Origin of the sequence: Geobacillus sp. FSL W8-1251, from assembly GCF_038005945.1 — a bacterium.
GTDB classification, from domain to species: Bacteria; Bacillota; Bacilli; order Bacillales; family Anoxybacillaceae; genus Geobacillus; species Geobacillus stearothermophilus.
In genome coordinates this window covers 1,672,458-1,695,584 of the sequence record NZ_JBBOUF010000001.1, presented here as the reverse complement: position 1 = coordinate 1,695,584, position 23,127 = coordinate 1,672,458, and the positions used below count along the sequence as shown (strand labels likewise).

18 protein-coding genes and 5 pseudogenes are annotated in these 23,127 nt (G+C 52.1%); 12 read left to right on the top strand and 11 right to left on the bottom strand.

Annotated elements, in window-relative coordinates:
• Positions 1 to 17: 17 nt before the first annotated feature.
• Both NSS88_RS08885 and NSS88_RS08880 read right to left on the bottom strand, forming a co-directional pair.
• Complete coding sequence (locus NSS88_RS08885; RefSeq protein WP_033015389.1) at positions 18 to 512, bottom strand: PTS sugar transporter subunit IIA; 495 nt, start codon at positions 510 to 512, stop codon at positions 18 to 20.
• 25 nt (positions 513 to 537) lie between these two features.
• Positions 538 to 801 (bottom strand): annotated as a pseudogene (locus tag NSS88_RS08880) (isocitrate/isopropylmalate family dehydrogenase); the annotation flags it as partial.
• Between the two features lie 201 nt (positions 802 to 1,002).
• Between NSS88_RS08880 and NSS88_RS08875 the strand changes: the two are divergent.
• The 6 genes and pseudogenes from NSS88_RS08875 to NSS88_RS08850 all read left to right on the top strand — a co-directional run bounded on the left by NSS88_RS08875 (position 1,003) and on the right by NSS88_RS08850 (position 6,739).
• Positions 1,003 to 2,238, top strand: a complete 1,236-nt coding sequence (locus NSS88_RS08875) for a PucR family transcriptional regulator (RefSeq protein ID WP_049626327.1) — start codon at positions 1,003 to 1,005, stop codon at positions 2,236 to 2,238.
• A 117-nt stretch (positions 2,239 to 2,355) separates the two neighbouring features.
• Positions 2,356 to 3,489 (top strand): alanine dehydrogenase, encoded by a 1,134-nt coding sequence (gene ald, locus NSS88_RS08870; RefSeq protein ID WP_020278676.1) that lies wholly within the window; start codon positions 2,356 to 2,358, stop codon positions 3,487 to 3,489.
• A gap of 343 nt (positions 3,490 to 3,832) precedes the next feature.
• A pseudogene (locus NSS88_RS08865) lies at positions 3,833 to 4,243 on the top strand (zinc ribbon domain-containing protein); the annotation flags it as partial.
• A 71-nt stretch (positions 4,244 to 4,314) separates the two neighbouring features.
• Positions 4,315 to 4,833 carry a Uma2 family endonuclease gene (locus NSS88_RS08860; RefSeq protein ID WP_341084059.1) on the top strand — a complete coding sequence of 173 codons (519 nt, stop codon included), beginning with the start codon at positions 4,315 to 4,317 and terminating at the stop codon, positions 4,831 to 4,833.
• Between the two features lie 45 nt (positions 4,834 to 4,878).
• Positions 4,879 to 5,694, top strand: a complete 816-nt coding sequence (gene pdxK / locus NSS88_RS08855; protein ID WP_121678294.1) for a pyridoxine/pyridoxal/pyridoxamine kinase — start codon at positions 4,879 to 4,881, stop codon at positions 5,692 to 5,694.
• A gap of 184 nt (positions 5,695 to 5,878) precedes the next feature.
• The gene (locus NSS88_RS08850; protein ID WP_011232915.1) at positions 5,879 to 6,739 is read left to right on the top strand and encodes a carbon-nitrogen hydrolase family protein; all 861 of its coding nucleotides are present in this window, start codon (positions 5,879 to 5,881) and stop codon (positions 6,737 to 6,739) included.
• 317 nt (positions 6,740 to 7,056) lie between these two features.
• Here the strand turns inward: NSS88_RS08850 and putP are convergent.
• Positions 7,057 to 8,515: pseudogene (putP, locus tag NSS88_RS08845) on the bottom strand (sodium/proline symporter PutP).
• A gap of 406 nt (positions 8,516 to 8,921) precedes the next feature.
• Here putP and NSS88_RS08840 point away from each other — a divergent pair.
• Positions 8,922 to 9,740, top strand: a complete 819-nt coding sequence (locus tag NSS88_RS08840; protein WP_049625415.1) for a basic amino acid ABC transporter substrate-binding protein — start codon at positions 8,922 to 8,924, stop codon at positions 9,738 to 9,740.
• 68 nt (positions 9,741 to 9,808) lie between these two features.
• Positions 9,809 to 10,462 (top strand): amino acid ABC transporter permease, encoded by a 654-nt coding sequence (locus NSS88_RS08835; protein ID WP_341084055.1) that lies wholly within the window; start codon positions 9,809 to 9,811, stop codon positions 10,460 to 10,462.
• Here the strand turns inward: NSS88_RS08835 and NSS88_RS08830 are convergent.
• On the bottom strand, positions 10,449 to 11,582 hold the full coding sequence (locus NSS88_RS08830) for an IS4 family transposase (protein WP_121678437.1): 1,134 nt from the start codon (positions 11,580 to 11,582) through the stop codon (positions 10,449 to 10,451). The genes NSS88_RS08835 and NSS88_RS08830 overlap by 14 nt on opposite strands.
• Positions 11,583 to 11,719: 137 nt before the next feature.
• Between NSS88_RS08830 and NSS88_RS08825 the strand changes: the two genes are divergently transcribed.
• Positions 11,720 to 12,442, top strand: a complete 723-nt coding sequence (locus tag NSS88_RS08825) for an amino acid ABC transporter ATP-binding protein (protein ID WP_011232919.1) — start codon at positions 11,720 to 11,722, stop codon at positions 12,440 to 12,442.
• A gap of 186 nt (positions 12,443 to 12,628) precedes the next feature.
• Here the strand turns inward: NSS88_RS08825 and qoxD are convergent, their stop codons facing one another.
• The 5 genes from qoxD to NSS88_RS08800 all read right to left on the bottom strand — a co-directional run bounded on the left by qoxD (position 12,629) and on the right by NSS88_RS08800 (position 17,651).
• The gene (gene qoxD / locus NSS88_RS08820; protein ID WP_011232920.1) at positions 12,629 to 12,928 is read right to left on the bottom strand and encodes a cytochrome aa3 quinol oxidase subunit IV; all 300 of its coding nucleotides are present in this window, start codon (positions 12,926 to 12,928) and stop codon (positions 12,629 to 12,631) included.
• Between the two features lies 1 nt (position 12,929).
• Positions 12,930 to 13,544 carry a cytochrome aa3 quinol oxidase subunit III gene (gene qoxC, locus NSS88_RS08815; RefSeq protein ID WP_061581034.1) on the bottom strand — a complete coding sequence of 205 codons (615 nt, stop codon included), beginning with the start codon at positions 13,542 to 13,544 and terminating at the stop codon, positions 12,930 to 12,932.
• Positions 13,545 to 13,547: 3 nt separating this feature from the next.
• Positions 13,548 to 15,494: a cytochrome aa3 quinol oxidase subunit I gene (gene qoxB, locus NSS88_RS08810; protein WP_049625412.1), complete on the bottom strand. Its 1,947-nt coding sequence runs from the start codon at positions 15,492 to 15,494 to the stop codon at positions 13,548 to 13,550.
• Positions 15,495 to 15,511: 17 nt separating this feature from the next.
• A complete protein-coding gene (gene qoxA / locus NSS88_RS08805; protein ID WP_042381220.1) occupies positions 15,512 to 16,417 on the bottom strand; it encodes a cytochrome aa3 quinol oxidase subunit II in 906 nt (301 codons plus the stop codon).
• A gap of 523 nt (positions 16,418 to 16,940) precedes the next feature.
• Positions 16,941 to 17,651 carry a TrmH family RNA methyltransferase gene (locus NSS88_RS08800; RefSeq protein WP_055359065.1) on the bottom strand — a complete coding sequence of 237 codons (711 nt, stop codon included), beginning with the start codon at positions 17,649 to 17,651 and terminating at the stop codon, positions 16,941 to 16,943.
• A gap of 146 nt (positions 17,652 to 17,797) precedes the next feature.
• On the opposite strand from NSS88_RS08800, the pseudogene NSS88_RS08795 reads away from it, so the two are divergent.
• Positions 17,798 to 17,920 (top strand): annotated as a pseudogene (locus NSS88_RS08795) (hypothetical protein); the annotation flags it as partial.
• A gap of 175 nt (positions 17,921 to 18,095) precedes the next feature.
• Here NSS88_RS08795 and NSS88_RS08790 read toward each other — a convergent pair.
• The gene (locus NSS88_RS08790; protein WP_055359064.1) at positions 18,096 to 19,484 is read right to left on the bottom strand and encodes an ATP-binding protein; all 1,389 of its coding nucleotides are present in this window, start codon (positions 19,482 to 19,484) and stop codon (positions 18,096 to 18,098) included.
• Positions 19,485 to 19,608: 124 nt separating this feature from the next.
• Here NSS88_RS08790 and NSS88_RS08785 point away from each other — a divergent pair.
• Both NSS88_RS08785 and manA read left to right on the top strand, forming a co-directional pair.
• A pseudogene (locus NSS88_RS08785) lies at positions 19,609 to 20,538 on the top strand (FAD-dependent oxidoreductase); the annotation flags it as partial.
• Positions 20,539 to 20,729: 191 nt separating this feature from the next.
• Positions 20,730 to 21,692 carry a mannose-6-phosphate isomerase, class I gene (gene manA, locus NSS88_RS08780; protein ID WP_049624460.1) on the top strand — a complete coding sequence of 321 codons (963 nt, stop codon included), beginning with the start codon at positions 20,730 to 20,732 and terminating at the stop codon, positions 21,690 to 21,692.
• A gap of 163 nt (positions 21,693 to 21,855) precedes the next feature.
• Here the strand turns inward: manA and NSS88_RS08775 are convergent, their stop codons facing one another.
• The gene (locus NSS88_RS08775) at positions 21,856 to 22,980 is read right to left on the bottom strand and encodes a glycerate kinase (protein WP_049624462.1); all 1,125 of its coding nucleotides are present in this window, start codon (positions 22,978 to 22,980) and stop codon (positions 21,856 to 21,858) included.
• Between the last annotated feature and the right edge of the window lie 147 nt (positions 22,981 to 23,127).

Here is a 23,127-nt window from a genome sequence, read left to right as displayed (position 1 = left end):
TGTCCTCCCTTCCGCCCTTATTTCATTTTCACATGAAATAAGACCGTCTCGCCTTTTTTGGCTGATGCCTCGGCCTTTCTCTCAAGGCTTTTGAGGGCATCCCCGTTCGTAATGATGATGGGCGTCACCGCGCTTTTCGCTTTCTCGCGCACAAGTGGCAAGTCGACAGAAAGAAGCCGATCGCCCCGCTTCACTCGGTCGCCGGCTTTGACATAAGCGGTAAACCCTTCCCCGTTCATCGACACGGTGTCGATGCCGACATGGATGAGCAACTCCACACCCGCTGCCGAACGCAAGCCGATGGCGTGTTTCGTCGGAAAGAGCTGAATGATTTCGCCATCGACCGGAGCGACGACATCCCCATCCGCCGGGTCGATGGCGATACCATCGCCCATCATGTTTTGCGCAAACACCGGATCCGGCACGTCTTCAAGCGGCACAATCGTCCCGTCAAGCGGTGCGGTGATCATCTCTTCCTTCGGCTGTTGCTTGCCAAACCATTTTTTGAACAACGAACATCATCCTTTCTTTTGCAGTTCATCTGAAAACAGTATACCGAAACGGAAGAAAACCGCAAGCCGTGCCGCCAAGATTCGGCGTTTTGATGCCATCGGCGGTAACATCTCCAATCGTTTTTAGCAACAAGGCGCCGAGCTCTTCTTCAACGAAATGGTCAGACATCAACTTCGCTGTCTAAATTTGCCCGATCGGATTGGCGATACCTTTGCCGTAAATATCCGGCGCCAAACCGTGCACCGGTTCAAACATTGACGGATATTTGCTGTTGACGTTCATGTTCGCCACGAGAACGGCTTTCTTGCCAATTCCGTCGCTGGGAATGACGGCAATGTCCCATTTTTTCATTCTTGGGAGAATTCCTTCTTTCCTTCCTTGGACAGAAAGCGCAGCCATTCCTTTCTTTCATCATACAATAACGGTGGTGGATTCACATTTATGATAAAATGAAACTACAAATCATATGGACGATGCGAGGGAGTCAATATGTCTTATGATACCGACCCGTTCCGCGGCGAATTTGACAGCCTTGAAGAGTTTGCCGACCGCGTCAGCGACGTGCTGAAATGCCCGGTGACGATCGAAGATGCGAACCATCGGCTCATCGCCTACAGCGCCCATGACGATTACACCGATCCGGCGCGGACGGCGACGATCATCAGCCGGCGCGTCCCGGAAAAAGTGATCAACAGCTTATGGAAACAAGGCGCCATCCCGGCGCTGCTCAAAAGCCGCGAGCCGGTGCGCGTGCCGCCGATTCATGACGTCGGCCTCGGCAGCCGCGTCGCTGTGTCGATCTGGAAAAATGATGAGGTGATCGGTTTCATCTGGGTGCTGGAAACGAACCGGACGCTGTCGCCTGAGGAGATGGAATGGCTCAAGCTCGCCGCCAAGGCAGCGAAAAACAAAGTGTTGCAGCTGTATATGCGCAAAAACAAAAAAGAAGAGCGGGTGCAGGAGCTGTTTTGGAAGTTGCTGACGAGCCATATCGCGGCCGAAGACGAGATTCGCGCCCATCTCGCTGCCATGCAAATCCCGACCGCACCGCAGTTTGCCGTTGTCGTCTTCCGCTTTGCCGCTGATTTGACCGCCGAAATGGAGCGGCAAATTTCTTATCTCTTGCAGACGACTCAGCAACTCCCGCTCCTTCTTTATACGACCGACGGCCGCGATGTGATTTTGCTTGGGGCGCCCAAAACTGACCAGCCGCTGAAAGAGCTGAGTGCATTCATCGAATCGTTCGCCGCCAAAATGAAAGAACGATTTCACATCCACGATGTGCAGTGCGGATTTGGCGGCGTGTACAGCGTCTGTCGCCTCATTGAAAAAAGCTACCGCGAAGCGCTCGCCGTGCTAGCGCTGAAGGAGAAGCTTGGGGATGACATCAACGGCGTCTACGGCTACGCCCAACTCGGTATTTACCAATTTTTTGACTTTTTGCTTGAAAAAAAACGGCAAGGAGGCTGGACCAACCCGGCGCTTGAGAAATTGCAAGCCTATGACCGCAAACATCACAGCGACTTGGTGAAAACGTTTGAAACATTTTTTGACCATAACGAAAATGTGCAAGAAACCGCCGACGTCCTCAACGTTCACCCGAACACGCTTGCTTATCGGCTCAAGCGGATTGCCGACATCGCCGAGCTTGATCTCAATGACATGAATCAAAAAATCAAATTATACATCGATATTAAATTAGCGAAATACGAAGCGCGCGGTTGAATTTGTGGAAATCCACAAAACCCACGCGCTTCTTTCTCTTTTTTGAACAACGCCCGGCCCGTTCCGTCTCTTTTATACTATAAGTAAGGCCACTTTTGATGAGGAGGAACCATATTCATGATTATTGGAGTGCCAAAGGAAATTAAAAATAACGAAAACCGTGTCGCCATTACGCCGGCTGGCGTATTGTCGTTCGTTCAGGCAGGACATACGGTGCTCATTGAGAAAGAGGCAGGGGTTGGAAGCGGTTTCAGCGACAATGATTACGCCCGTGCCGGAGCACAAATCATCGAGCGAGCGGAAGATGTGTGGGCGCAAGCAGATATGGTGATGAAAGTGAAAGAGCCGCTGCCAAGCGAATACCGCTTCTTCCGTCCGGGGCTTGTGCTGTTCACCTACTTGCATTTGGCCGCCGACCCAGAGTTGACGCGCGCGTTAAAAGAAAGCGGCGTTATCGCCATCGCCTATGAAACTGTGCAAGTCGGCCGCACGCTGCCGCTGTTGACGCCGATGAGCGAAGTCGCCGGACGGATGGCGGCGCAAATCGGGGCGCAATTTTTGGAAAAGCCGTACGGCGGCAAAGGCATTTTGCTTGGCGGCGTCCCTGGCGTCGCCCGCGGCAAAGTAGTCATCATCGGCGGCGGGGTCGTCGGCACGAATGCGGCAAAAGTCGCGGTCGGCCTCGGGGCAGATGTCACGATCATCGACTTGAACGCGGATCGCCTGCGCGAGCTTGACGACATTTTCGGCAACCAAATTACGACGCTCATGTCCAACCCGATGAACATTGCCGAAGCGGTCGCAGAGGCCGACCTTGTCATCGGCGCTGTCCTCATCCCAGGGGCGCGGGCGCCGAAGCTCGTCACCGAGGACATGGTGAAAGCGATGAAACCGGGTTCGGTCATCGTCGATGTCGCCATCGACCAAGGGGGTATTGTCGAGACGAGCGACCACGTCACGACGCACGACGACCCGACGTACGTCAAACACGGCGTCGTCCATTATGCGGTCGCCAACATGCCGGGTGCTGTCCCGCGCACCTCGACGATCGCCTTGACGAACGTCACGATCCCATACGCCTTGCAAATCGCCAATAAAGGCGTCATGCAAGCCATTACGGACAACCCGGCGCTCGAGCTTGGCGTCAACGTCGCCAACGGCGAAATCACGTACGAAGCCGTCGCCCGCGACCTCGGCTATCGCTACGTCCCGGCCCGCGAAGCGCTCGGGAAAACGTTGGCTGCCAACTAACCATGATGGACGCGGCCGACAACGCGCGCTGCCGGCCGCCTGTTCATCATTGTCCATTCCCATGATCGCCCGCTCATAGCGGGCGGCTTTTTTTATCTTAATTAGGCGAGAAGACTCCCACTTCAACGAAGCGAAGCGGAGTAAGTGGGAGATGAATCGCCTTAACTATATTTTGCTGAAAATAGGATAGATTCAGTAAAATATAGTATAATATAGTTAGATGGGAGGTGAAAAAATGTATTTTTGTATCAAACAACAGCTAAATGGTTTGACCAAAGAAGAATACTTGACTCTTCGAGAACTGTGCCATATTGCCAAGAACATGTACAACGTCGGATTGTAAATTGGCAAACTTGTCATTGGCTATGCGGAAACATGGCAACGCAATATGAATCTAGGAAAAAAGACAAATCAAAACTTTGTCAATATTCCTCTCGGTAACATAAAAGAAAAACTAGAATATCTTTGTGAATTTTACGGCATTGAATTCTTGAAACAGGAAGAATCCTATACGTCTCAAGCCAGCTTTTTTGACGGCGATGAGATTCCTGAATATAATGCCGACAATCCAAAAGAATATAAGTTCAGCGGCAAACGTATTAAGCGCGGCTTGTATCGAACAAAGTCTGGCAAACTAATGAATGCTGATGTCAATGGCGCATTAAACATCTTAAAGAAAAGTAAAGCTGTAGACCTGAGTGTCTTATGCTCTAGCGGCGAAGTGGACACGCCTCAAAGAATAAGGATTGCTTGAAGCAGTCAAACTTCTTTGGAAGCCCCCACTTCAAATTTTCGCTAGAAAATTAAGTGGGGGTAGTTCACCGCATGCGGGAAACAACCGACCGCGTTTTAGAATACATTGATGGCGCTGTGTTGATGTCTCCCTCCCCTTCGACCCAGCACCAACGCATATCGGGACGGCTGCACGTCCAACTGTTCCATTTTTTAGAAGGAAAGCCGTGTGAAGTGTTTCATGCCCCGTTTGATATCGAACTAAAGAACGAACGAATCGAAGGCAAGAAAATTGTCGTCCCTGATTTAACCGTGATCTGTGATCGAAGTGGATTAACGGATACAAAATTTGTCGGCGTCCCAACGCTGATCATGGAAATTTTAATCCCTTCCAACCAGGCGTATGATCTCGTGTTCAAATTGAATTTGTATATGCAATACGGAGTCTATGAATACTGGATCGTGAACCCCATGCATCGTGTTGTGCAAATCTACTCGCTCAATGACAATGGACAATATGAACAAGCCGGCGTCTGGAAAGAAACCGGCATGGCCTGTTCACGTGTGCTGGATGGCTTTTTTGTTGATGTGGAACAACTATTTCGTCCTTGAGGGCGGCTTCATGATATAATGTTATGAAGCAAAGGAGTGATGATGATGACGATGCCAAAAGCGTTAACGATCGCCGGCTCGGACAGCAGCGGCGGCGCCGGGCTGCAGGCGGACTTAAAAACGTTCCAAGAGCTTGGCGTTTACGGCATGACGGCGATCACGACAATCGTCGCCATGGACCCGCACAACCGGTGGGCGCACCAAGTGTTCCCCGTTGACCTAGCAACGATCGAAGCCCAGCTTGAGACGATCATCGTCGGCGTCGGCGTTGATGCTCTCAAAACGGGGATGCTGCCGACGACGGACATCATTGAACTGACCGCGCGGACGATTGAAAAGCATGGTTTGAAAAATACGGTCGTCGATCCAGTTATGGTGTGCAAAGGGGCGGATGAGCCGCTCCACCCGGAAAATACGGTGTGCTACCGGGAAACGCTTGTACCAAAAGCAACGGTCGTGACGCCGAACTTGTTTGAGGCGGCGCAGCTAGCCGGCCTGCCGCGCATTGAAACGGTTGAAGACATGAAAGAGGCGGCTGGACGCATTCATGAGCTCGGAGCTCAATATGTGATAGTCAAAGGCGGACGGAAAATTCCGCACGACTATGCGGTTGACGTCCTTTACGACGGCAAAACGTTTGAACTCCTCGAATCGGAGCGGATCGACACGACGTATACGCATGGCGCTGGCTGCACGTTCTCAGCCGCCATCGCCGCCGAACTGGCAAAAGGCCGGCCGGTGAAAGACGCCATCGCCACCGCCAAGGCGTTCATCACCGCCGCCATTCGCCATTCGTTCCCGTTAAACGAATACGTCGGCCCGACGCATCACGGCGCGTACCGACGCTATGAAGGAAAGTAGGCCACGTTTCGATCCTTGTCTTTTTTCACAAGACAGCCCGCTCCCGGAGCAATAGCGCTAGCTTCTTTTGCAAGACAGAGAACCGGCGTGCCCATGCCTAAAAAATGGATGCACAGGACGGGCTTGGCCATAATCAAATAGGCATTATGCGCCGCGACAACATGGAGAAAGGAGAGTGCCGCCATTGCGCGTATCCGCTGTCCAATATCATTTGCATACGATCCGTTCGTTTGACGAATTTGCCGCGCAAGTGACGCATTACGTCAAAACAGCGCAAGAGTTTGACGCCGAGTTTGTCTTGTTCCCAGAATTTTTCACGACCCAATTGCTTTCCATTCCACTTGATGACGGACGTCAAGCAGCGATCGACGACTTGCCGGACTACACGGAGCCGTATTGCGGGCTGTTTACGTCGCTCGCCAAAGACACGGGCATGTATTTGATCGGCGGTACGCATGTCATCCGCGAAAACGGCAAGCTGTACAATGTCGCCCACTTGTTTGCGCCGGACGGAACGATCCATCGCCAAGCGAAGCTGCACATCACCCCGACCGAGGCCAACGAATGGAACATCGCCCCGGGTGACGGACTGCACGTCTTTGAAACGGACAAAGCGACGATCGCTATTTTGACGTGCTATGACATCGAGTTTCCGGAAATCGTTCGCCTGGCGCGCGCGAAAGGGGCGGACGTCATCTTCTGTCCGTCGTGCACCGACGATCGGCACGGGTTTTATCGTGTACGGTATTGCTGCCACGCGCGGGCGGTCGAAAACGAAGTGTATGTCGTCACAACCGGCACGGTCGGCTCGCTTCCAACGGTCGACTTTATGCGCGCCAATTTCGGCCAGGCGGCCGTCATCACGCCAAACGACATTCCGTTCCCGCAAGGCGGCGTCCTTGCGGCGGGCGAGATCAACAGCGACATGGTCATTACGGCTGACCTTGACTTGTCGCTCCTTCGCAAAGTGCGGGAAAAAGGATCGGTCGCGACATGGCGCGACCGGCGCACTGATCTGTATCCAGACTGGAACACGATGGCGTAACAGCGGCGGCCCTTCGCCCCGCCTCCGGGCGGAGGTGCCAAGGGGGGCTGCGGCCGGACTAAAAGGGTGCGGCGCCGCGACATGTGTTGGCATCCGAACCAAAGCAGGGTGCGGCACCCCTTTGCCTCGTCTTAAAGCTGATCATGGCGACACCGCCTCAACACTGCCATCGCCCAGCCGAAACAGCATAGCGACGCGGCGACACGGTAAGGCGGTCGGACGAATTGCGAGGCCGCAACAACGCCTATATGATGAAGGACAAAATGCCGATCATGACAACAGGGTGTCCCCACCGAGGAACACCCTGTTCATTTCGCTTATGACAGCGATTTCTTAAACTGATCAAACTGTTCCGCCACTTTCCCTTCCGGCGCTTTCGTCAACAGGCTCACGACGACAATAGCGGCGAGGCTCGCGGCGAAGCCCGGAATCATCTCATACAACAGCCCTTTCAAATACTCCGACTGCGTCCACAAAATGACCGTTGCCGCCCCAGCGACCATGCCGGCGAGCGCCCCCCCATTTCGTCATCCGCCGCCAGCATAAGCTAAGCAAAATGACGGGGCCAAACGATGCGCCAAATCCAGCCCACGCATAGCCGACCAAGTTTAAAATGGTGTCGTTTTTCGTGTACGCCAGCGCCGTTGCGACAATGGCGACAAGGAGCACCGACAAACGCCCGACGAAGACAAGCTCCTTATCCGAAGCCGCGCGGCGGAACACGACTTTATACAAGTCTTCGGTCAGCGAGCTCGACGTGACGAGCAACTGTGACGAGATCGTGCTCATAATCGCGGCTAAAATCGCCGCCAGCAAAAACCCAGTAATAATCGGATGGAACAAAATGTGTCCGAGTTGAATAAACACCGTTTCCGGATCATCAAGCTTCATGCCGCGCTGCGAAAAATAAGCGATTCCAAAAAGACCCGTCAACATCGCTCCGACAACGGAGAAAATCATCCAGCCCATGCCGATGCGCCGGGCGCTTTTCATTTCTTTCACCGACTTAATGGCCATAAAGCGGACGATAATGTGCGGCTGGCCGAAATACCCGAGCCCCCAGGCGAATAACGAAATGATGCCAAGAACACTCGTTCCTTTCCATAAGTTCAACAAGTTGGGATCGATGTCGCGGATCGTCTCCATCGTATCTACTGGCCCGCCTGTATGGAACAGCGTCACGACTGGCACTAAAATCAACGCGATGAACATAATCGTCCCTTGGACAAAGTCCGTCCAGCTGACGGCCAAAAAGCCGCCAAACAGCGTGTAGGCGACAACAACACCGCCGACGATCCACAATCCCGTATGGTAGCTAACACCAAATGAGTTTTCAAACAGAACGCCCCCCGAAACGAGGCCGGACGAGACATAAAACGTAAAAAAGACCATAATGACAATCCCAGATACCATTCGCAACAATTTCGTGGCATCCCCGAATCGGTTTTCCAAAAACTCCGGAATCGTAATCGAGTCGTTCGCTACTTCCGTATAGACGCGCAAGCGCGGCGCGACAAACAACCAGTTTGCATAAGCGCCAAGCGTCAAGCCGATGACGATCCAAGCGGCGCTCACCCCATCGACATACATCGCCCCCGGCAGCCCCATGAGCAGCCAGCCGCTCATGTCGGAAGCCCCGGCGCTGAGCGCCGTCACCGCCGGTCCGAGCGTCCGGCCGCCAAGCATATAATCAGACAAATTGGACGTCCGTTTATACGCCCAATAGCCAATCCAAAGCATGCCGACTAAATACACAATGACGGAAAATAAAACCATATGGGCTCTCCTTCCTCTACTGTCTTGTCACCACTTTCATCATAACGAAATTGATAGTATTTACACAATAGTATTTATTTTTCCATACCTCTATAATAAACAAATTGACAAAACCTTTGCCAACTCTACCCTCTTTCTGGTATAATATTCTGTAAATTCAAAATCAATCGTTTATGTCTTTTTATACATAAAAAATTATTTTATAAAAATGCACACGAAATGATATTAGCCATATGCCCTTCAGTTAATGTGGCGAAAAACATTGAAAAATGCGCCTTTTCCCCATTTATACGGCGTGCCAAAATGTTCAAACAATTATTTTTATAAAACCTATTGCATAATAACAAAAATATTGATAGTATGATAATCGTTCATCGACAATGATTCCAAAGGGGGATTTTATAGGATGTTAAAAATGAAGAAAGGTTTGATCGTAGCGGTCGTTGCTGCGTTGTTTATGGCGCTCGCCGCTTGTGGCAAGTCGACAGAAACAAGCTCTCCGTCAGGCGCTGAAAAAGAAGGGAAGCAAAAAATCACCGTCGGGACGGACGCGGCGTTTGCGCCATTTGAATATATGCAAAAAGGAAAAATTGTTGGGTTTGACGCCGACCTTTTGGATGCGGTGATGAAAGAAGCCGGCTTGGATTATGAATTAAAAAACATCGGCTGGGATCCGCTGTTCGCTTCGCTGCAAAGCAAAGAAATCGACATGGGCATTTCCGGCATTACGATTACGGACGAACGGAAACAATCTTATGATTTCTCAGCTCCGTACTTTGAAGCAACACAAGTCATCTTAGTCAAACAAGGCAGCCCGGTGAAAAACGCCCTTGACTTAAAAGGGAAAACGATCGGCGTTCAAAACGCGACAACCGGTCAAGAAGCTGCGGAGAAGCTATTTGGCAAAGGCGATCATATTAAAAAATTCGAAACGAGTGTTGTTGCCATTATGGAACTGCTAAACGGCGGTGTTGATGCTGTCATCACGGACAACGCGGTGGCAAACGAATACGTGAAAAACAATCCCAATAAAAAACTGCAAGTCATTGAGGATCCAAAAAACTTCGCTTCAGAATATTATGGTATGATCTTCCCAAAAAACAGCGAATTGAAAGCAAAAGTGGACGAAGCATTAAAAAACGTCATCAACAGCGGCAAATACACTGAAATCTATAAAAAATGGTTTGGAAAAGAACCGAAGCTTGATCGATTAAAACAACAATAAGCGTGCGAACAAAGAAAATGCGTAACTACCCGCAAGTTACGCATTTTTCTTAGAGAAAGGTGAGATCGATGGATTTTCGTTTTGATATTATTGTTGAATACGCCCCTTACTTTTGGAAAGGGCTGCTCGTAACGATCGGCGTATCATTAGCCGGCATCGTGTTCGGCCTCATTCTCGGCCTGTTCATCGGCCTTGGCAAAATGTCGTCCAACCCGATTATTCGTTTGCCGTTTTCGTGGTACATTAACTTTTTCCGCGGTACGCCGCTTGTCGTGCAAATTTTGCTCGTCCATTTCGGCGCCATGCCGCTCTTTTTCGCCCAGCCAAATGCCGTCACTTCCCTGGCCGTCTCGCTGTCGCTCAACTCGGCCGCGTATGTGGCCGAGATTTTCCGCGCCGGCATCCAGTCGATCGACAAAGGGCAAATGGAAGCGGCCCGCTCGCTTGGGATGACGCATGCGCAGGCGATGCGCTACATTATTTTGCCACAGGCGTTAAAGCGAATGATTCCGCCGTTTGCGAACGAGTTTATCGTCTTAATTAAAGATTCGTCGCTTGGGATGGTCATCGCCGCCCCGGAAATCATGTATTGGGGGAAAGCGGCCGCGGGTGAGTATTACCGCGTTTGGGAGCCGTATTTAACAGTGGCGTTCATCTATTTGCTCTTAACGCTTTCGTTAAGCAAACTGTCACACTCACGAGTGTTGATTATCCAAAATTAGACATACGCCTTCCATAAATTTGGGCATACTCAAACAAAGCAGCGGCCATCCCGGATTTCCAATCGAGAGGAAGCTGCCCAGAGAAAAAACGGCGAACAAACGAAATGAAGGAAAGAGAGACGTTCGTCCGTTTTTTGGTTTGATCATACAGCCATCGCAGCAACACATACGCGATGAACGCCGCAAACAGTTGGTTGTATACCGCATTTTCCGTCGTGCCAAACAAGGTCGGGACATTCAGATATTGCTTCACCCAACGGAAAAAGATCTCAACAGTCCAACGTTGTTGGTACATGTCGGCAATGGTTTCCGCAGACGCATGGAAGAGGTTCGTCACGACCCGAATGTCGCGGCCATTCGCATCTCGAAAGATCACTACCCGGTGACGCTTGGTGGAGCGGTATTGTTTCGTTCCCAACTGGCACGTGAAGTCGGCTTGAACCGATGAAGATGCGCTCGGAAGGCGGTTCAAGCTTTTTTTCTGATGAAGTTCGATGTTGTCCTTCATCCGAATGACAAAGAGCTGATGCTGCTCCACAAATCGATCGAGGCGTTCGATTTTGAAATACGCCCGGTCTTCCACCAGCACTTGTTGAGCGTTCGTCAACTGTTCTCCCACCGGGCCATCATGACGCAGTCCGATGGTTTCCACCACGTCTGCCGGCAACGAGGATTCCGGCGAATACGCGACGTGCAGCTTCACTCCGGCGCGTTCGCCGTGATACGGAGCCCATGGGAGGCGGTTTTTCCCGACCGTGACGGTCGTCGAATCCACCACCCGAAGCGGTTTGGGAAACCGAAGCGAACGGCGGGTTTGGCGGTTGCACTTGGAAATGATCAACGCCAACAAGCGTTTCATGATGTCATAGGGAACTTCTTTCGCTTTCTTGGATACTGTGGAATAATGGAATCGCGGCAATCCATACAGAGGCCCCACATCGGCTCCGTGGCGAAAGCTTTTCCATTGATGCATGGCGGCCAGCAGGAAGAAGTGAATCAACTCGCGCAACGTAAAGGTTCGAGACGAATCACGATACCCAACCGCTTCGGCAATCAGTTGAATCTCTTCATCCGAAACAAGTTTTTGCATCAAATTCGGGAGTGTGGTATGCTTGTTCATAGAGAGCACCTCCTGGGTTTGTTTGTGTTGCTACTCACATTCTACAGGAAAGGTGCTCTTTTTTCTATACCCTTTGGATTTTATTGGATAATCAACACGCCTGTGTCACACTATCTTGAAAGGAAGTATTCGACCCAATGATTGACGTACGCCAGCTGAAAAAATCGTTCGGTTCGCTCCAAGTTTTAAAAGGAATCGATGTCCATATTCGCGAAGGAGAAGTCGTGGTCGTCATCGGCCCATCGGGGTCGGGAAAATCGACGTTTTTACGCTGTTTAAACTTGCTTGAGGATTTCGATGAAGGTGAAATTATTATTGACGGCATTAATTTAAAGGCGAAAGACACGAACTTAAATAAAGTGCGGGAAGAAGTCGGAATGGTGTTCCAGCGCTTTAACTTGTTTCCGCATATGACGGTGCTGAACAATATCACGCTGGCACCGATGAAAGTGCGGAAATGGCCGCGTGAAAAAGCGGAAGCGAAGGCGATGGAGCTGCTCGCCAAAGTCGGGCTGCAAGACAAAGCGCACGTCTACCCGGACTCCCTCTCCGGTGGACAGGCGCAGCGCGTCGCCATCGCCCGGGCATTGGCCATGGAACCGAAAATCATGCTGTTTGACGAGCCGACGTCAGCGCTTGACCCGGAAATGGTCGGGGAAGTGCTCTCGGTCATGAAGCAGCTGGCCAATGAAGGGATGACGATGGTCGTCGTCACCCACGAGATGGGCTTTGCCCGTGAAGTCGGCGACCGCGTCCTGTTTATGGACGGCGGCTACATTGTCGAGGAAGGGAAGCCGGAAGACTTGTTCGACCACCCGCAGCATGAGCGGACGAAAGCGTTTTTATCAAAAGTGCTGTAAAACGTCGTCTTGCCTGTTTGAGGCAAGACGACTTTTTTAGGCACATATCATGCCCCCTATAATGCAACCACGTTGCCTCTCCATCTCTTCAATGTTCCGTCAACGGCTCCCCCATTTCAGGCATCTATGACACCACAAAAGCCCTTCTGAACATAAAAAGCCGGCCGAACCCCGGCCAGCCTCGCTTTACAACACAAACTGCATCACCCAAATCGAACCGGCGACAACGACAACAGCAATAAAGAAGCTGTATACCATGTTGAACGTTTGCACTTTGCCGCTGTCGCTTTCGTTGACGTGCATGAATAGAAACAGCTGCAAGCTCGCTTGGATGATCGCGAACAAGACGATGATGACGATCACGGCTTTAAGCGGCAGCCCAGACGAGAGCGCCACCCAAAGAGCCGCAAACGTCAAGACGAGCGACAACAAAAACCCAATAATATGTTTCCACGGAAATGATTCGCGATGGCTGTTTGCGCCCATGTTAGATCACCATCCCTAACAAATAGACGAGCGTGAAGATGAAAATCCAAACGACGTCCAAAAAGTGCCAATACAAGCTGACAATAAACACTTTCCGCGCTGTTTTCGGCGTAAAGCCGCGCTGGAGGAGCTGGATGATGATCAAAATCATCCAGCCAATCCCTACACTGACGTGGGCGCCGTGCGTGCCGACGAGCACGAAAAAGCTTGATAAAAATGCGCTCGTCTGCATCGTCGCTCCTTCATGGACGTAATGGATGAACTCGCGAATTTCAACCGTAATAAACCCCAACCCAAGCAGAAGCGTCATGAGCAGCCAAGCGATCAGCCCGCTCATGCGGCCGCGGCGCATTTCAAAAATGGCCAACCCACATGTGAAACTGCTCGTCAACAGCAACAACGTTTCGATCAAAACGTCTTTTACCTCAAACAGCTCCGCTGCCGTCGGCCCCGAGCCGGTCCGTTGGAACAAGACGAGATATGTCGCAAACAGCGTCGCAAACAGCGCGACTTCCGCCCCGAGGAAAATCCAGAAACCCAATATGTTCAACCGACTTTCTTGCGTCCGATACTCCAGCGGCACCGTTTCCTCATAGCGATGTGCAGCTTCTCCCATTCGTCACGCCCCCTTCCGCACCGCTCGTTCCGTCCGTTTGATTTCGTCAACCGGAATATGGTAGCCATCATCGTCTTCAAATGAGCGGAGAATCAATCCAAGCACAATGAACAACGCACCAACGATAGCCAACGCAAACCACTTGAACACAAGGCCGAACCCGGCGACGAAAAACGCCACCGACATCCAAAACGGGCGTCCTGAGTTGCTTGGCATATGAATCGGCTTCAAGTCTTCTTCTTTCACGTGGAAGCCGCCATACTTTTTCTTCATCACCCAATACGCGTCCACATCTTCGACAACCGGCGTCACCGGGAAATTGTAATGCACCGGCGGCGACGCGGTCGCCCACTCAAGCGTCCGTCCGTTCCACGGGTCGCCGGTCATGTCGCGCTCGCCGTAGCGGGCGCTGTAATAAATGTTGTAACAAAGCACGATAAACCCGATGCCCATCAACACCGCCCCGACCGTCGCGACGACGTTGAGCGGCGTCCAGCCGAGACCAGCCGAGTACGTGTACATGCGGCGCGTCATCCCCATCAATCCTAGGAAATACATCGGGAAGAAGCAGATGTTAAAGCCGATCATAAACAGCCAAAACGTCCACTTGCCAAGCCGTTCATTCAAGATATGGCCGAACATTTTCGGATACCAATAATGCAAACCGGCAAAGCAGGCGAACACCGTACCCGCGATCAACACGTAATGGAAATGGGCAATCAGAAAATAGCTGTTATGGTATTGATAATCGGCCGCGGCCATTGCCAGCATCACGCCTGTCACGCCGCCGATGACAAAGTTCGGAATAAACGCCAGCGACCAAAGCATCGCGGTTGTAAAACGAATTTTCCCTTTTCGGATCGTAAACAGCCAGTTGAAAATTTTCACCCCGGTCGGGATCGCGATCGCCATCGTCGTGATCGAGAAGGCAGAGTTCACGGCCGGCCCTGCGCCCATCGTAAAGAAGTGGTGCACCCAAACGATAAAGCTTAAAAACGCAATGCCGACGATCGAACCGACCATCGCCTTATAACCGAACAGCCGTTTCTGCGCAAACGTGCTGACCACTTCCGAGAAAATGCCGAACGACGGCAAAATGACGATATACACTTCCGGATGGCCCCAAATCCAGAACAAGTTCGCCCAGAGCATCGACATGCCGCCGTTGGCCATCGTGAAAAATTGCGTGCCAAATACGCGGTCGAACGTCATTAATGCCAAGGCGACCGTCAACACCGGGAAGGCGAAAATAATGAGCACGCATGTGATGAGAATCGTCCACGTAAACATCGGCATGCGCATCAACGTCATGCCCGGCGCACGCATTTTTAAAATCGTGACAAGGAAGTTGATCCCGGTCATCAATGTTCCGATCCCGGAAATTTGTAAAGCGACAGCGTAATAGTTGTTGCCGACGCCATGGCTGAATTCGTTGCCGGCAAGCGGGAAGTACGCCGTCCAACCGGCGTCCGGCGATCCGCCGATGACGAATGAAATGTTAAACAGCAACGCACCGAAGAAAAAGAGCCAAAAGCTTAACGCATTCAAATATGGAAACGCGACGTCGCGCGCCCCAATTTGCAGCGGAACGACAATGTTCATCAAACCGATGATGAACGGCATCGCCATAAACAAGATCATAATCGTCCCGTGCGTCGTAAATATTTCATTATAATGTTGCGCGTCAAGAAACTTCATGTTCGGCGCGGTCAGCTGCGCCCGCATCAAAAGCGCATCAACGCCGCCGCGGAAGAGCATCAAAACTGCGCAAATAATGTACATGACGCCGATTTTTTTATGGTCGACGGTAGTGAGCCATTCGTTCCACAGCCATTTCCATTTTTTAAAATACGTCAAGACGAACACAATGCCGATTATCGTTAAAACGATCGCGACATCAGCCGCGTAAATGAGCGGCTCTCCGGTTACGAAAAACTCGCTCCATTTCATCTTTCGCTCCTCCTTTCCTACTCCCCATGATGGTGACCGTTTGTCATCGTTTCATCATGTTGATCGTCATTTTTCATTGGCTTTCCATCTCCATGATGGCTGTTCTGTTTCGCATGGTCAATCCATTGCAAGTGGGTGTTCGAAAACGTCATTCGCCCAACAAGCCCCGGTTTTAAAATTTGTGTGTATTTTTCCTCATCGAGCTTCGGGGCGGTTTGTTTCACTTCATTTATCCATTTGCGGAAGTCCGTTCCCGTTTGGGCGACAACCTCAAATTCCATATGGGCGAACTTTTCCCCGGAAAAGTTGGCGCTCCGCCCCATATACGATCCTGGTTTATCAGCTTGTAAAATCAGCTCTGTCTCCATGCCGTCCATCGCATATTTTTGTCCGCCTAGCTCCGGCACCCAAAACGAATTCATCGGTCCGACGGACGTGAGCTTGAATTTGACCGGCACACCGGCCGGAATATGGACGTAGTTGACCGTTTCAATGTTTTCTTCCGGATAGCTGAAAATCCATTTCCAGTTCGCCGCCGTCACATGAATCGTGATCGGTTTCACGTTCTCGGTCGGCGGCTTTTCCAATGCAAACGTCGCCTTCACTGTTGGAACAGCGAGCGCAGCGACAATCAAAATCGGAATGGCCGTCCAGACGACTTCAAGCAACGTGTTTCCTTCCTCATCCGGCGGCTCATAGCCGGCATTTTCCGGCTTCTCGCGATAACGAATGAGAAAAACGGCAAACAACGTAAATACAACAACAATAATGAACAACATAAAGCCGACAGACCACATGATCAAATCATACTGCATGCGCGCCACCGGCCCTTGCGGATTTAACACCGCTGTGCGCTCGACGCAACCACCAAGCAAAAGCAAAAACGGCAAGGCTAACATGACGCGCCATATCGCCTGTTTCATCGCTCTGTATCCCCCTTTATCCGTCCCCGATATCCAGGGCGTCTTCCATCCAATATTTCTTTGTTTTCTACCATATCAAAGTTTAAAATATTTGAAACCAATACACGCAAAAGTTCATAAATCAGCAAAACATTTGTCACCAAATGTTCAATCATTGTTCAAGAAATCGTCACTTGCTTTCCTCGTTCAGGGAAATATTGATGGGAAAGGGATTGAAGGAAGGAAAAGCCATCAAAAAAACGGCCGGATCCCTACGTTCCAAAAAATCCGGCCGTTTCTTGTATGTGAACTACCCACCACCTACGCTTCGCTTAGAGGCGGGGGCTTCAAGCGACTTGTGTGTGTTCGCTGAACGGTAAGCCACACACAAGAACCCTTTACGCTTCCCTTCGTTCCGAAGGTGTCCGTTCTAGCCATATTCTATCCTATTCGTTGGCTAACGCCAACCGACATTCATCTCCCACTTTCACTGGTGCTGGCGCACCTTCACGTTTAGAAGTAGAAGACTTCTTTCGGAGGGAAGTTAAATGGTATACCCTTGCAGCTCAAGCTGTTTGCGGATGCGCGGATTCAACGTTTGCCACATCCATTGTTGGTAGAGCGCTTTTTTCTCATTCGACGATAAATAATAGCGCGTTCCGGCTTGGCGGCGCGCGCGCTCAGTCACATCGTACAGCGCCAGCGCCGCGGCAACGGAAATGTTAAAGCTTTGGACGAAGCCGTACATCGGGATGACGAACGTCCCGTCTGCGAGTTTCAGCGCCTCATCGGATACGCCGCTATGTTCGTTGCCAAATAAAAGCGCCGTCGGTTTGGATATATCGATGTCGGAAAGAGGAATCGTCCCCTCGCCAAGATAGCTGGCATACACTTGATACCCTTGCTGTTTTAAGTCGTTGATGGCGGTTTCGATATCAGGCTGCCGGTGAAGCGTCAGCCATTGGTCAGCATGGCGCGTCACGAGCCGGTTTGGCGAAAATGGCGCTTTTCCCGTGACGATATGGATGTCTTGAACGCCGAACGCCTCGGCTGTCCGCAGCACCGCTGCCTGATTGTGCGGGTCGTCGACCGCTTCAATCAAAACCGTAATATAACGGGTGCGCTCGTTAAGAACGTCATACATTCGTTTTAATCGTTTCGGCAAAATTATTTCCCAAACCGGACGCGTCTGCTCGGTCAGCAGCCCTTCTTGCTGCAGCTGGGCAAGAAACGTCTTCATGTCCCGTTCTTCCATGTCGATCACCTTCGCTCCGTTCCTCTTCGCCTGTGCTTTCCTATTGTACAAAATAGGATGCCGCTGGGCAATCTCGATCATTCCCTTAACTATTCAAACTATTCTATAAATAATATTTTGGAAACATTGTTTATTTACAAACTATCATTCATGCGGCTGCCGGAATCATTAACTTCGTCGTCTTGACTGCGGCTTTATCGTCATGCAACAGCGGCATTTTCAGCACGAGCCGGATAATGGCGAAGCAAAACGGGGCTGACCCAAAAGAGCGGTAATGCTCCTATCTGGGGCGACATAGAAAAATAGACCAACACGAAAAACCCGGTAAAACCGAGGATTTCAGAGGTGGTCTCTTTCACATACTTCGGTTACATTTCATCAAAAAGGGACTTTTGAGTCAGCTCCGTTTCCTTTTCATTTGTTGGCAACTGCACAACCCGTCCCTCATCTTTCTTTGACGCCGATGTACGCCTGGCGCGGGTGGTTCGGCTGATCCGGATATTTCAATCGGATTTTCCCTTCGTCGACCAGCTTCCCTAAGTAGTTGGTGCGCAGCCCATCCGGCGTCCGTTCCAACAGCGTCGCCAACTCTTTCAGCCGCAGCGGTCGCTCGCAGCACAGGCGGACGATCATCTCTTCCATAACCGCCGGAGCCAACCGCTTTTTTCGACGTGCTAGTTCTGCCATCTCCCACAGCCGCTCATCGATCGCCTCGTTTCTCTCTTCTTCCTCCCTTTCATCAACAGATATAGCATTATTTACGGAGTTTGGCGTTTTATTAACGGAGTTTTTACCTTTATTAACGGAGCATGCCGGGATATTTACGGAGTCAACCTCGTTTTTTACGGAGTTCGCCCCCCTATTCAAGGAGTTCATCGAGTTGTTTACGGAGTTTTGTTCGATAATAACGGAGTTGAGCTCCTTATTTACGTAGTTGGCCTCGTTACTTCCGAAGTCCACGTCATGTTGATCCGCACCGTGTTCTATCCATGCTTGTTCTTGCTGTTGCAATGATTCATTGATTTCTGTTTCAATTGTCGCCCCCGCCTCAGCTGGAAACAACAATGGGCATAACGTCACGATCGTGCGGTCTGGATTCATTTGCTGCAAAATATCGACCGGCTGGACAAGCGCCCGTTCCTGCCAATCATGCATGCGCTTCAAACCGGATCCTGCGCGTTTGCATACATCGATCAACAAAAACATTTTAAAGATGTTCGGATTGCGCAGATTGCTCATTTGTCCAGCCATAGCGGCTTCAATTGGCAGGCGGAACCGGCCCGGGTTGGCAAATCGAAACGCCCCGTCCTCTTTTTCAACGGTAATGCCGCCTTCTTCCCCGTAATCGGCATGAACGATGGCATTAGCGAGCGCCTCAGCGAGCAGAGCACGCCCTTCCTCAAGCCAAACGTGGCGCTCCAACTCCGCCAACACGCGGAAATAAAAATCATAGGCGTTGCCGGACCACGTTCCATCCTGCGATGTGAACCGCTTCGCCCATCCTGCCGCCTTTGCACCGTCATATTCCCGGTATTCTAAAAAATATTGCGGCAGCACCTCGGTAATGATCCGCTCTTCGCTGAACATCACGAGTCCGGCGAGCGTCAGTCCTTCTTTGCTGCTGTCGCGCAGCTTGCCCCAAGCGCCGATTTTGTATAAAAACTCTTTCGTCTCAAGACTGTTCCATGGATGCCCCGGTTTGGCGCGGGCAAACTGCTCCCGGTAATGGCTGACGGTCTCAAAATTGAGCTCGCTCAAGCTGTAATGCTCTAAAATAAAGCTGTCTGCCAACCCATTGGCGCGTTCATGAAACGAATGTGTATATTTATTCACTCTTGATCTTCCTTTAACATTATTTTTGCAAAACAGTCTTGACCTCTTTTTTTCTATTGTACCATCTTTTATTCTCCTTGCGGACGATTGCCAAAAAAAGAAAAGGGTTGTGGATATGTGGAACGAGCACACGCCGGTCGCCGACATTGAACAAGGAGAGCGGCTGTCCGTCGTGACGCGCAGCAAACGGCGGGTCACATGCGACCACGTCGCCGTCTGTTCCCACTTTCCGTTTTATGACGGCGGATTTTATGTTTCCCGCATGTATGCTGAGCGCTCGTATGTCATTGCCATCACAGCTGCAGAGCCATACCCGGGAGGCATGTACTTGAGCGCCGACAACCCGAAGCGCTCGGTCCGTTCCGCAGCGGCAAATGGCGAGACGCTTATTCTCATCGGCGGGGAAAACCATAAGACCGGCCAAGGGGTGCCGACAATGCGCCATTATGAGGCGTTGTCCTCGTTCGCCTCGCAGTTGTTTACGGTAAAAGACATTCGTTACCGTTGGTCGGCCCAAGACTTGACGACGCTTGATAAAGTGCCATATATCGGCCCGATGACGGCAGGGACGCCAAACATTTATGTCGCGACAGGGTACCGGAAGTGGGGGATGACAAACGGCACAGCGGCGGGGATGATGTTGTCCGACCTCATTCTCGGCCGCGACAACCGGTATCGCGACTTGTACTCTCCGTCGCGCTTTTACGCCGACCCGAGCGTGCGGCAATTTTTCACGACAAACCTCGATGTCGCCAAACACTTGATCGTTGGAAAAATCGAACTAGCTGTTCGCCAGCCGCAAGATTTGGCGCACGGAGAAGGGGCGGTCGTCTCGGTCAACGGGAAACGGGCGGGCGCCTATAAGGACGAAGCGGGAACGCTTCATGTCGTTGATACGACGTGCACCCATATGGGCTGCGAGCTGGAGTGGAACAGCGGCGACAAGACGTGGGACTGTCCATGCCATGGCTCGCGCTTCTCGATCGATGGCGATGTGATCGAAGGACCGGCGAAACAGCCGCTCGCGTGCATTGAACTTGATGACGCGAAGTGACGCGCTGACGCGAGACGGCGGCGCATGCAGAACATCGTTGCAGTGGACATGTCGACCTTGAATTCCAATGGGGGTTGGGAGCGTATGTTCCTAACCCCCTTATCGTTTTCATTTGCCGATCGCGCATTTCGTGATAAGATGAAAATGAGAGTGGACTGTACGTTACATGATGTTTTCGGGAGGGATGACGCATGGACTTTGAACCGATTTTTCTCACCCCTGTCTTCCAAGAACGGATTTGGGGCGGCACGAAGCTCGCCGAACGATTCGGCTACGACATTCCGTCTTCGCAAACAGGGGAATGCTGGGCGGTGTCCGCCCATCCGCACGGACAGACAGTCGTCGCCCGCGGACCGTTTGCCGGGATGACGCTTGGTCAATTATGGGAGGAACGCCGCGATTTGTTCGGCCACTTCCCGTCTGATCGCTTTCCGCTGTTGACGAAAATTTTGGACGCCAACGCCGACTTGTCCGTCCAAGTCCACCCGGACGATGAATACGCCAAAACGCATGAAGGCGGAGAGCTCGGCAAAACGGAATGTTGGTACATCATCGATTGCAAGCCGGGCGCTGAGCTCATTTACGGTCATTACGCCGAGACGAAGGAGCAGCTGCGCGCCATGATGGAGGCGGGGGAGTGGGAGCGCTTGCTCCGGAAAGTGCCGATCCGCCCGGGCGACTTCTTCTATGTCCCAAGCGGCACGATCCACGCCCTTTGCGAAGGAACACTCGTCCTCGAGACGCAGCAAAGCTCGGACACGACATACCGCGTCTACGACTACGACCGTGTCGACAGCCAAGGGCGCAGGCGGGAGCTTCATCTTGACAAAGCAATAGATGTCACGACTGTCCCGCACCGCGACATCGACATCCGCCCCCATGTTGCCGAATTCCCGGGCGCGACTGTGATGACATTCGTGGAAGGCGACTACTTCGGCGTCCAAAAATGGGACGTCCGTGGCGCGTTCGAATCAGAGCAGGCAAAACCGTTTCTCATCGTCAGCATCCTCGAAGGCGAAGGCGAGCTTGTCCGCAAAGGACAGACATACTTGCTTCGCCGGGGCGACCATTTCATTTTGCCGCATCAATTCGGCCGTTTCACCATTCGCGGCTCCCTCCAGGCGATCGCGTCGTGGCCGCGGACAGGCAAATAAACGACTGACTTCCTCAACCAATGGGTTGCAACATACAAAAAAGGTGTCCTCTTGCCTTTGGGACACCTTTTTCTATTGTCCACCCGAGAAGGGGACGGCTGAACAGAACATGCCGTTCAACAATAGGATTTCACCCATGAAGAAATCCCATCATCTTCCCCGCTTAGGAGAAAGATGTCCCTTTCATTTGACCGAGACGATACACAGAGGCAATATGCCGCGCCGTTTGCGTCACATACTGTTCCGCCTGCTCGAACGCTTTCTCAAACGGAATGACGCCGGGAACAATTGTAAAGAGGGCGTCAATGCCATGGTCTAAGACGACCGCACTGTCGTCGCCTAACGAACCGGCGATGCCGATGACCGGGACGCCGAACTGCTTCGCCGTTTTGGCGACACCGATCGGCGTTTTTCCGAATATCGTCTGTCCGTCGATCCGTCCTTCACCGGTAATGACTAAATCGGCGCCTTTGACGCGCTCCGCGAGCTGAACCGTCTCGATCACAATATCAACGCCGCGCTTCAGCTCAGCCGGGAGGAACGCAAGCAACCCCGCTCCCAAGCCTCCGGCCGCGCCGGCGCCGGGAATGTCGCCGACTTGTTTGCCGAGTTCGCGGCTGATGACGTCGGCATAGTGCGTCAAGTTCTGGTCGAGAACCGCGACCATATCCGGTGTCGCCCCCTTTTGCGGGCCGAAAATGGCGGACGCGCCTCTCGGTCCGGTGAGCGGATTATCGACATCGCATGCGACATCAATGCGCACGTTCTCTAGACGCGGATCGAGCCCGGACAAGTCGATCGACTGCAAATAAGCGAGCGCTCCGCCTCCCGGACCGATGTCCCGGCCGTCTTCGTCCAAAAGCCTTCCCCCAAGCGCCTGCACCATGCCGGCCCCGCCATCGTTTGTCGCGCTGCCGCCAATGCCGATAATCAAATGAGTGGCGCCGGCGTCAAGCGCTGCTCGGATCAGTTCTCCCGTCCCCCGTGTCGTCGTCACCAACGGATTACGCCGGTCGCGTGGGACAAGGTGCAGCCCCGAGGCAGCCGCCATCTCGATGACCGCTGTCTTCCCGTCGCCGAGCAAGCCAAAAAACGCCCGCACCGGCTCACCGAGCGGTCCGGTCACGTTCACTTCCACGATGCGGCCGCCAGTCGCATCAACAAGCGACTGCACCGTCCCTTCCCCGCCATCGGCCATCGGCACTTTCACGTACTCAGCCTCTGGAAACACCGACCGGAACCCGCGTTCCACCGCCTCGGCGACTTCGAGCGCCGAGAGGCTTTCTATGAACCTCCCCCACTTACGCCTGTAGGCGTTGAAGTGGGGGTTTCTTGCCTTTTTCTTTCCGGGTGTTTCACGATACACCGGGTTTCCCGTGTATCTCGTGACCAAGCACGGAAACACAACAGAAAGAAATAGCAAGCAACATCATGC

What these genes read in the sequence shown, in the direction of transcription:
- NSS88_RS08875 (WP_049626327.1), top strand. Translation starts at nt 1,003, where the DNA reads ATGTCTTATGATACCGACCCGTTCCGCGGCGAATTTGACAGCCTTGAA.
- ald (WP_020278676.1), top strand. Translation starts at nt 2,356, where the DNA reads ATGATTATTGGAGTGCCAAAGGAAATTAAAAATAACGAAAACCGTGTC.
- NSS88_RS08860 (WP_341084059.1), top strand. Translation starts at nt 4,315, where the DNA reads ATGCGGGAAACAACCGACCGCGTTTTAGAATACATTGATGGCGCTGTG.
- pdxK (WP_121678294.1), top strand. Translation starts at nt 4,879, where the DNA reads ATGACGATGCCAAAAGCGTTAACGATCGCCGGCTCGGACAGCAGCGGC.
- NSS88_RS08840 (WP_049625415.1), top strand. Translation starts at nt 8,922, where the DNA reads ATGTTAAAAATGAAGAAAGGTTTGATCGTAGCGGTCGTTGCTGCGTTG.
- NSS88_RS08835 (WP_341084055.1), top strand. Translation starts at nt 9,809, where the DNA reads ATGGATTTTCGTTTTGATATTATTGTTGAATACGCCCCTTACTTTTGG.
- NSS88_RS08830 (WP_121678437.1), bottom strand. Translation starts at nt 11,582, where the DNA reads ATGAACAAGCATACCACACTCCCGAATTTGATGCAAAAACTTGTTTCG.
- NSS88_RS08825 (WP_011232919.1), top strand. Translation starts at nt 11,720, where the DNA reads ATGATTGACGTACGCCAGCTGAAAAAATCGTTCGGTTCGCTCCAAGTT.
- qoxD (WP_011232920.1), bottom strand. Translation starts at nt 12,928, where the DNA reads ATGGGCGCAAACAGCCATCGCGAATCATTTCCGTGGAAACATATTATT.
- qoxC (WP_061581034.1), bottom strand. Translation starts at nt 13,544, where the DNA reads ATGGGAGAAGCTGCACATCGCTATGAGGAAACGGTGCCGCTGGAGTAT.
- qoxB (WP_049625412.1), bottom strand. Translation starts at nt 15,494, where the DNA reads ATGAAATGGAGCGAGTTTTTCGTAACCGGAGAGCCGCTCATTTACGCG.
- qoxA (WP_042381220.1), bottom strand. Translation starts at nt 16,417, where the DNA reads ATGAAACAGGCGATATGGCGCGTCATGTTAGCCTTGCCGTTTTTGCTT.
- NSS88_RS08800 (WP_055359065.1), bottom strand. Translation starts at nt 17,651, where the DNA reads ATGGAAGAACGGGACATGAAGACGTTTCTTGCCCAGCTGCAGCAAGAA.
- manA (WP_049624460.1), top strand. Translation starts at nt 20,730, where the DNA reads ATGGACTTTGAACCGATTTTTCTCACCCCTGTCTTCCAAGAACGGATT.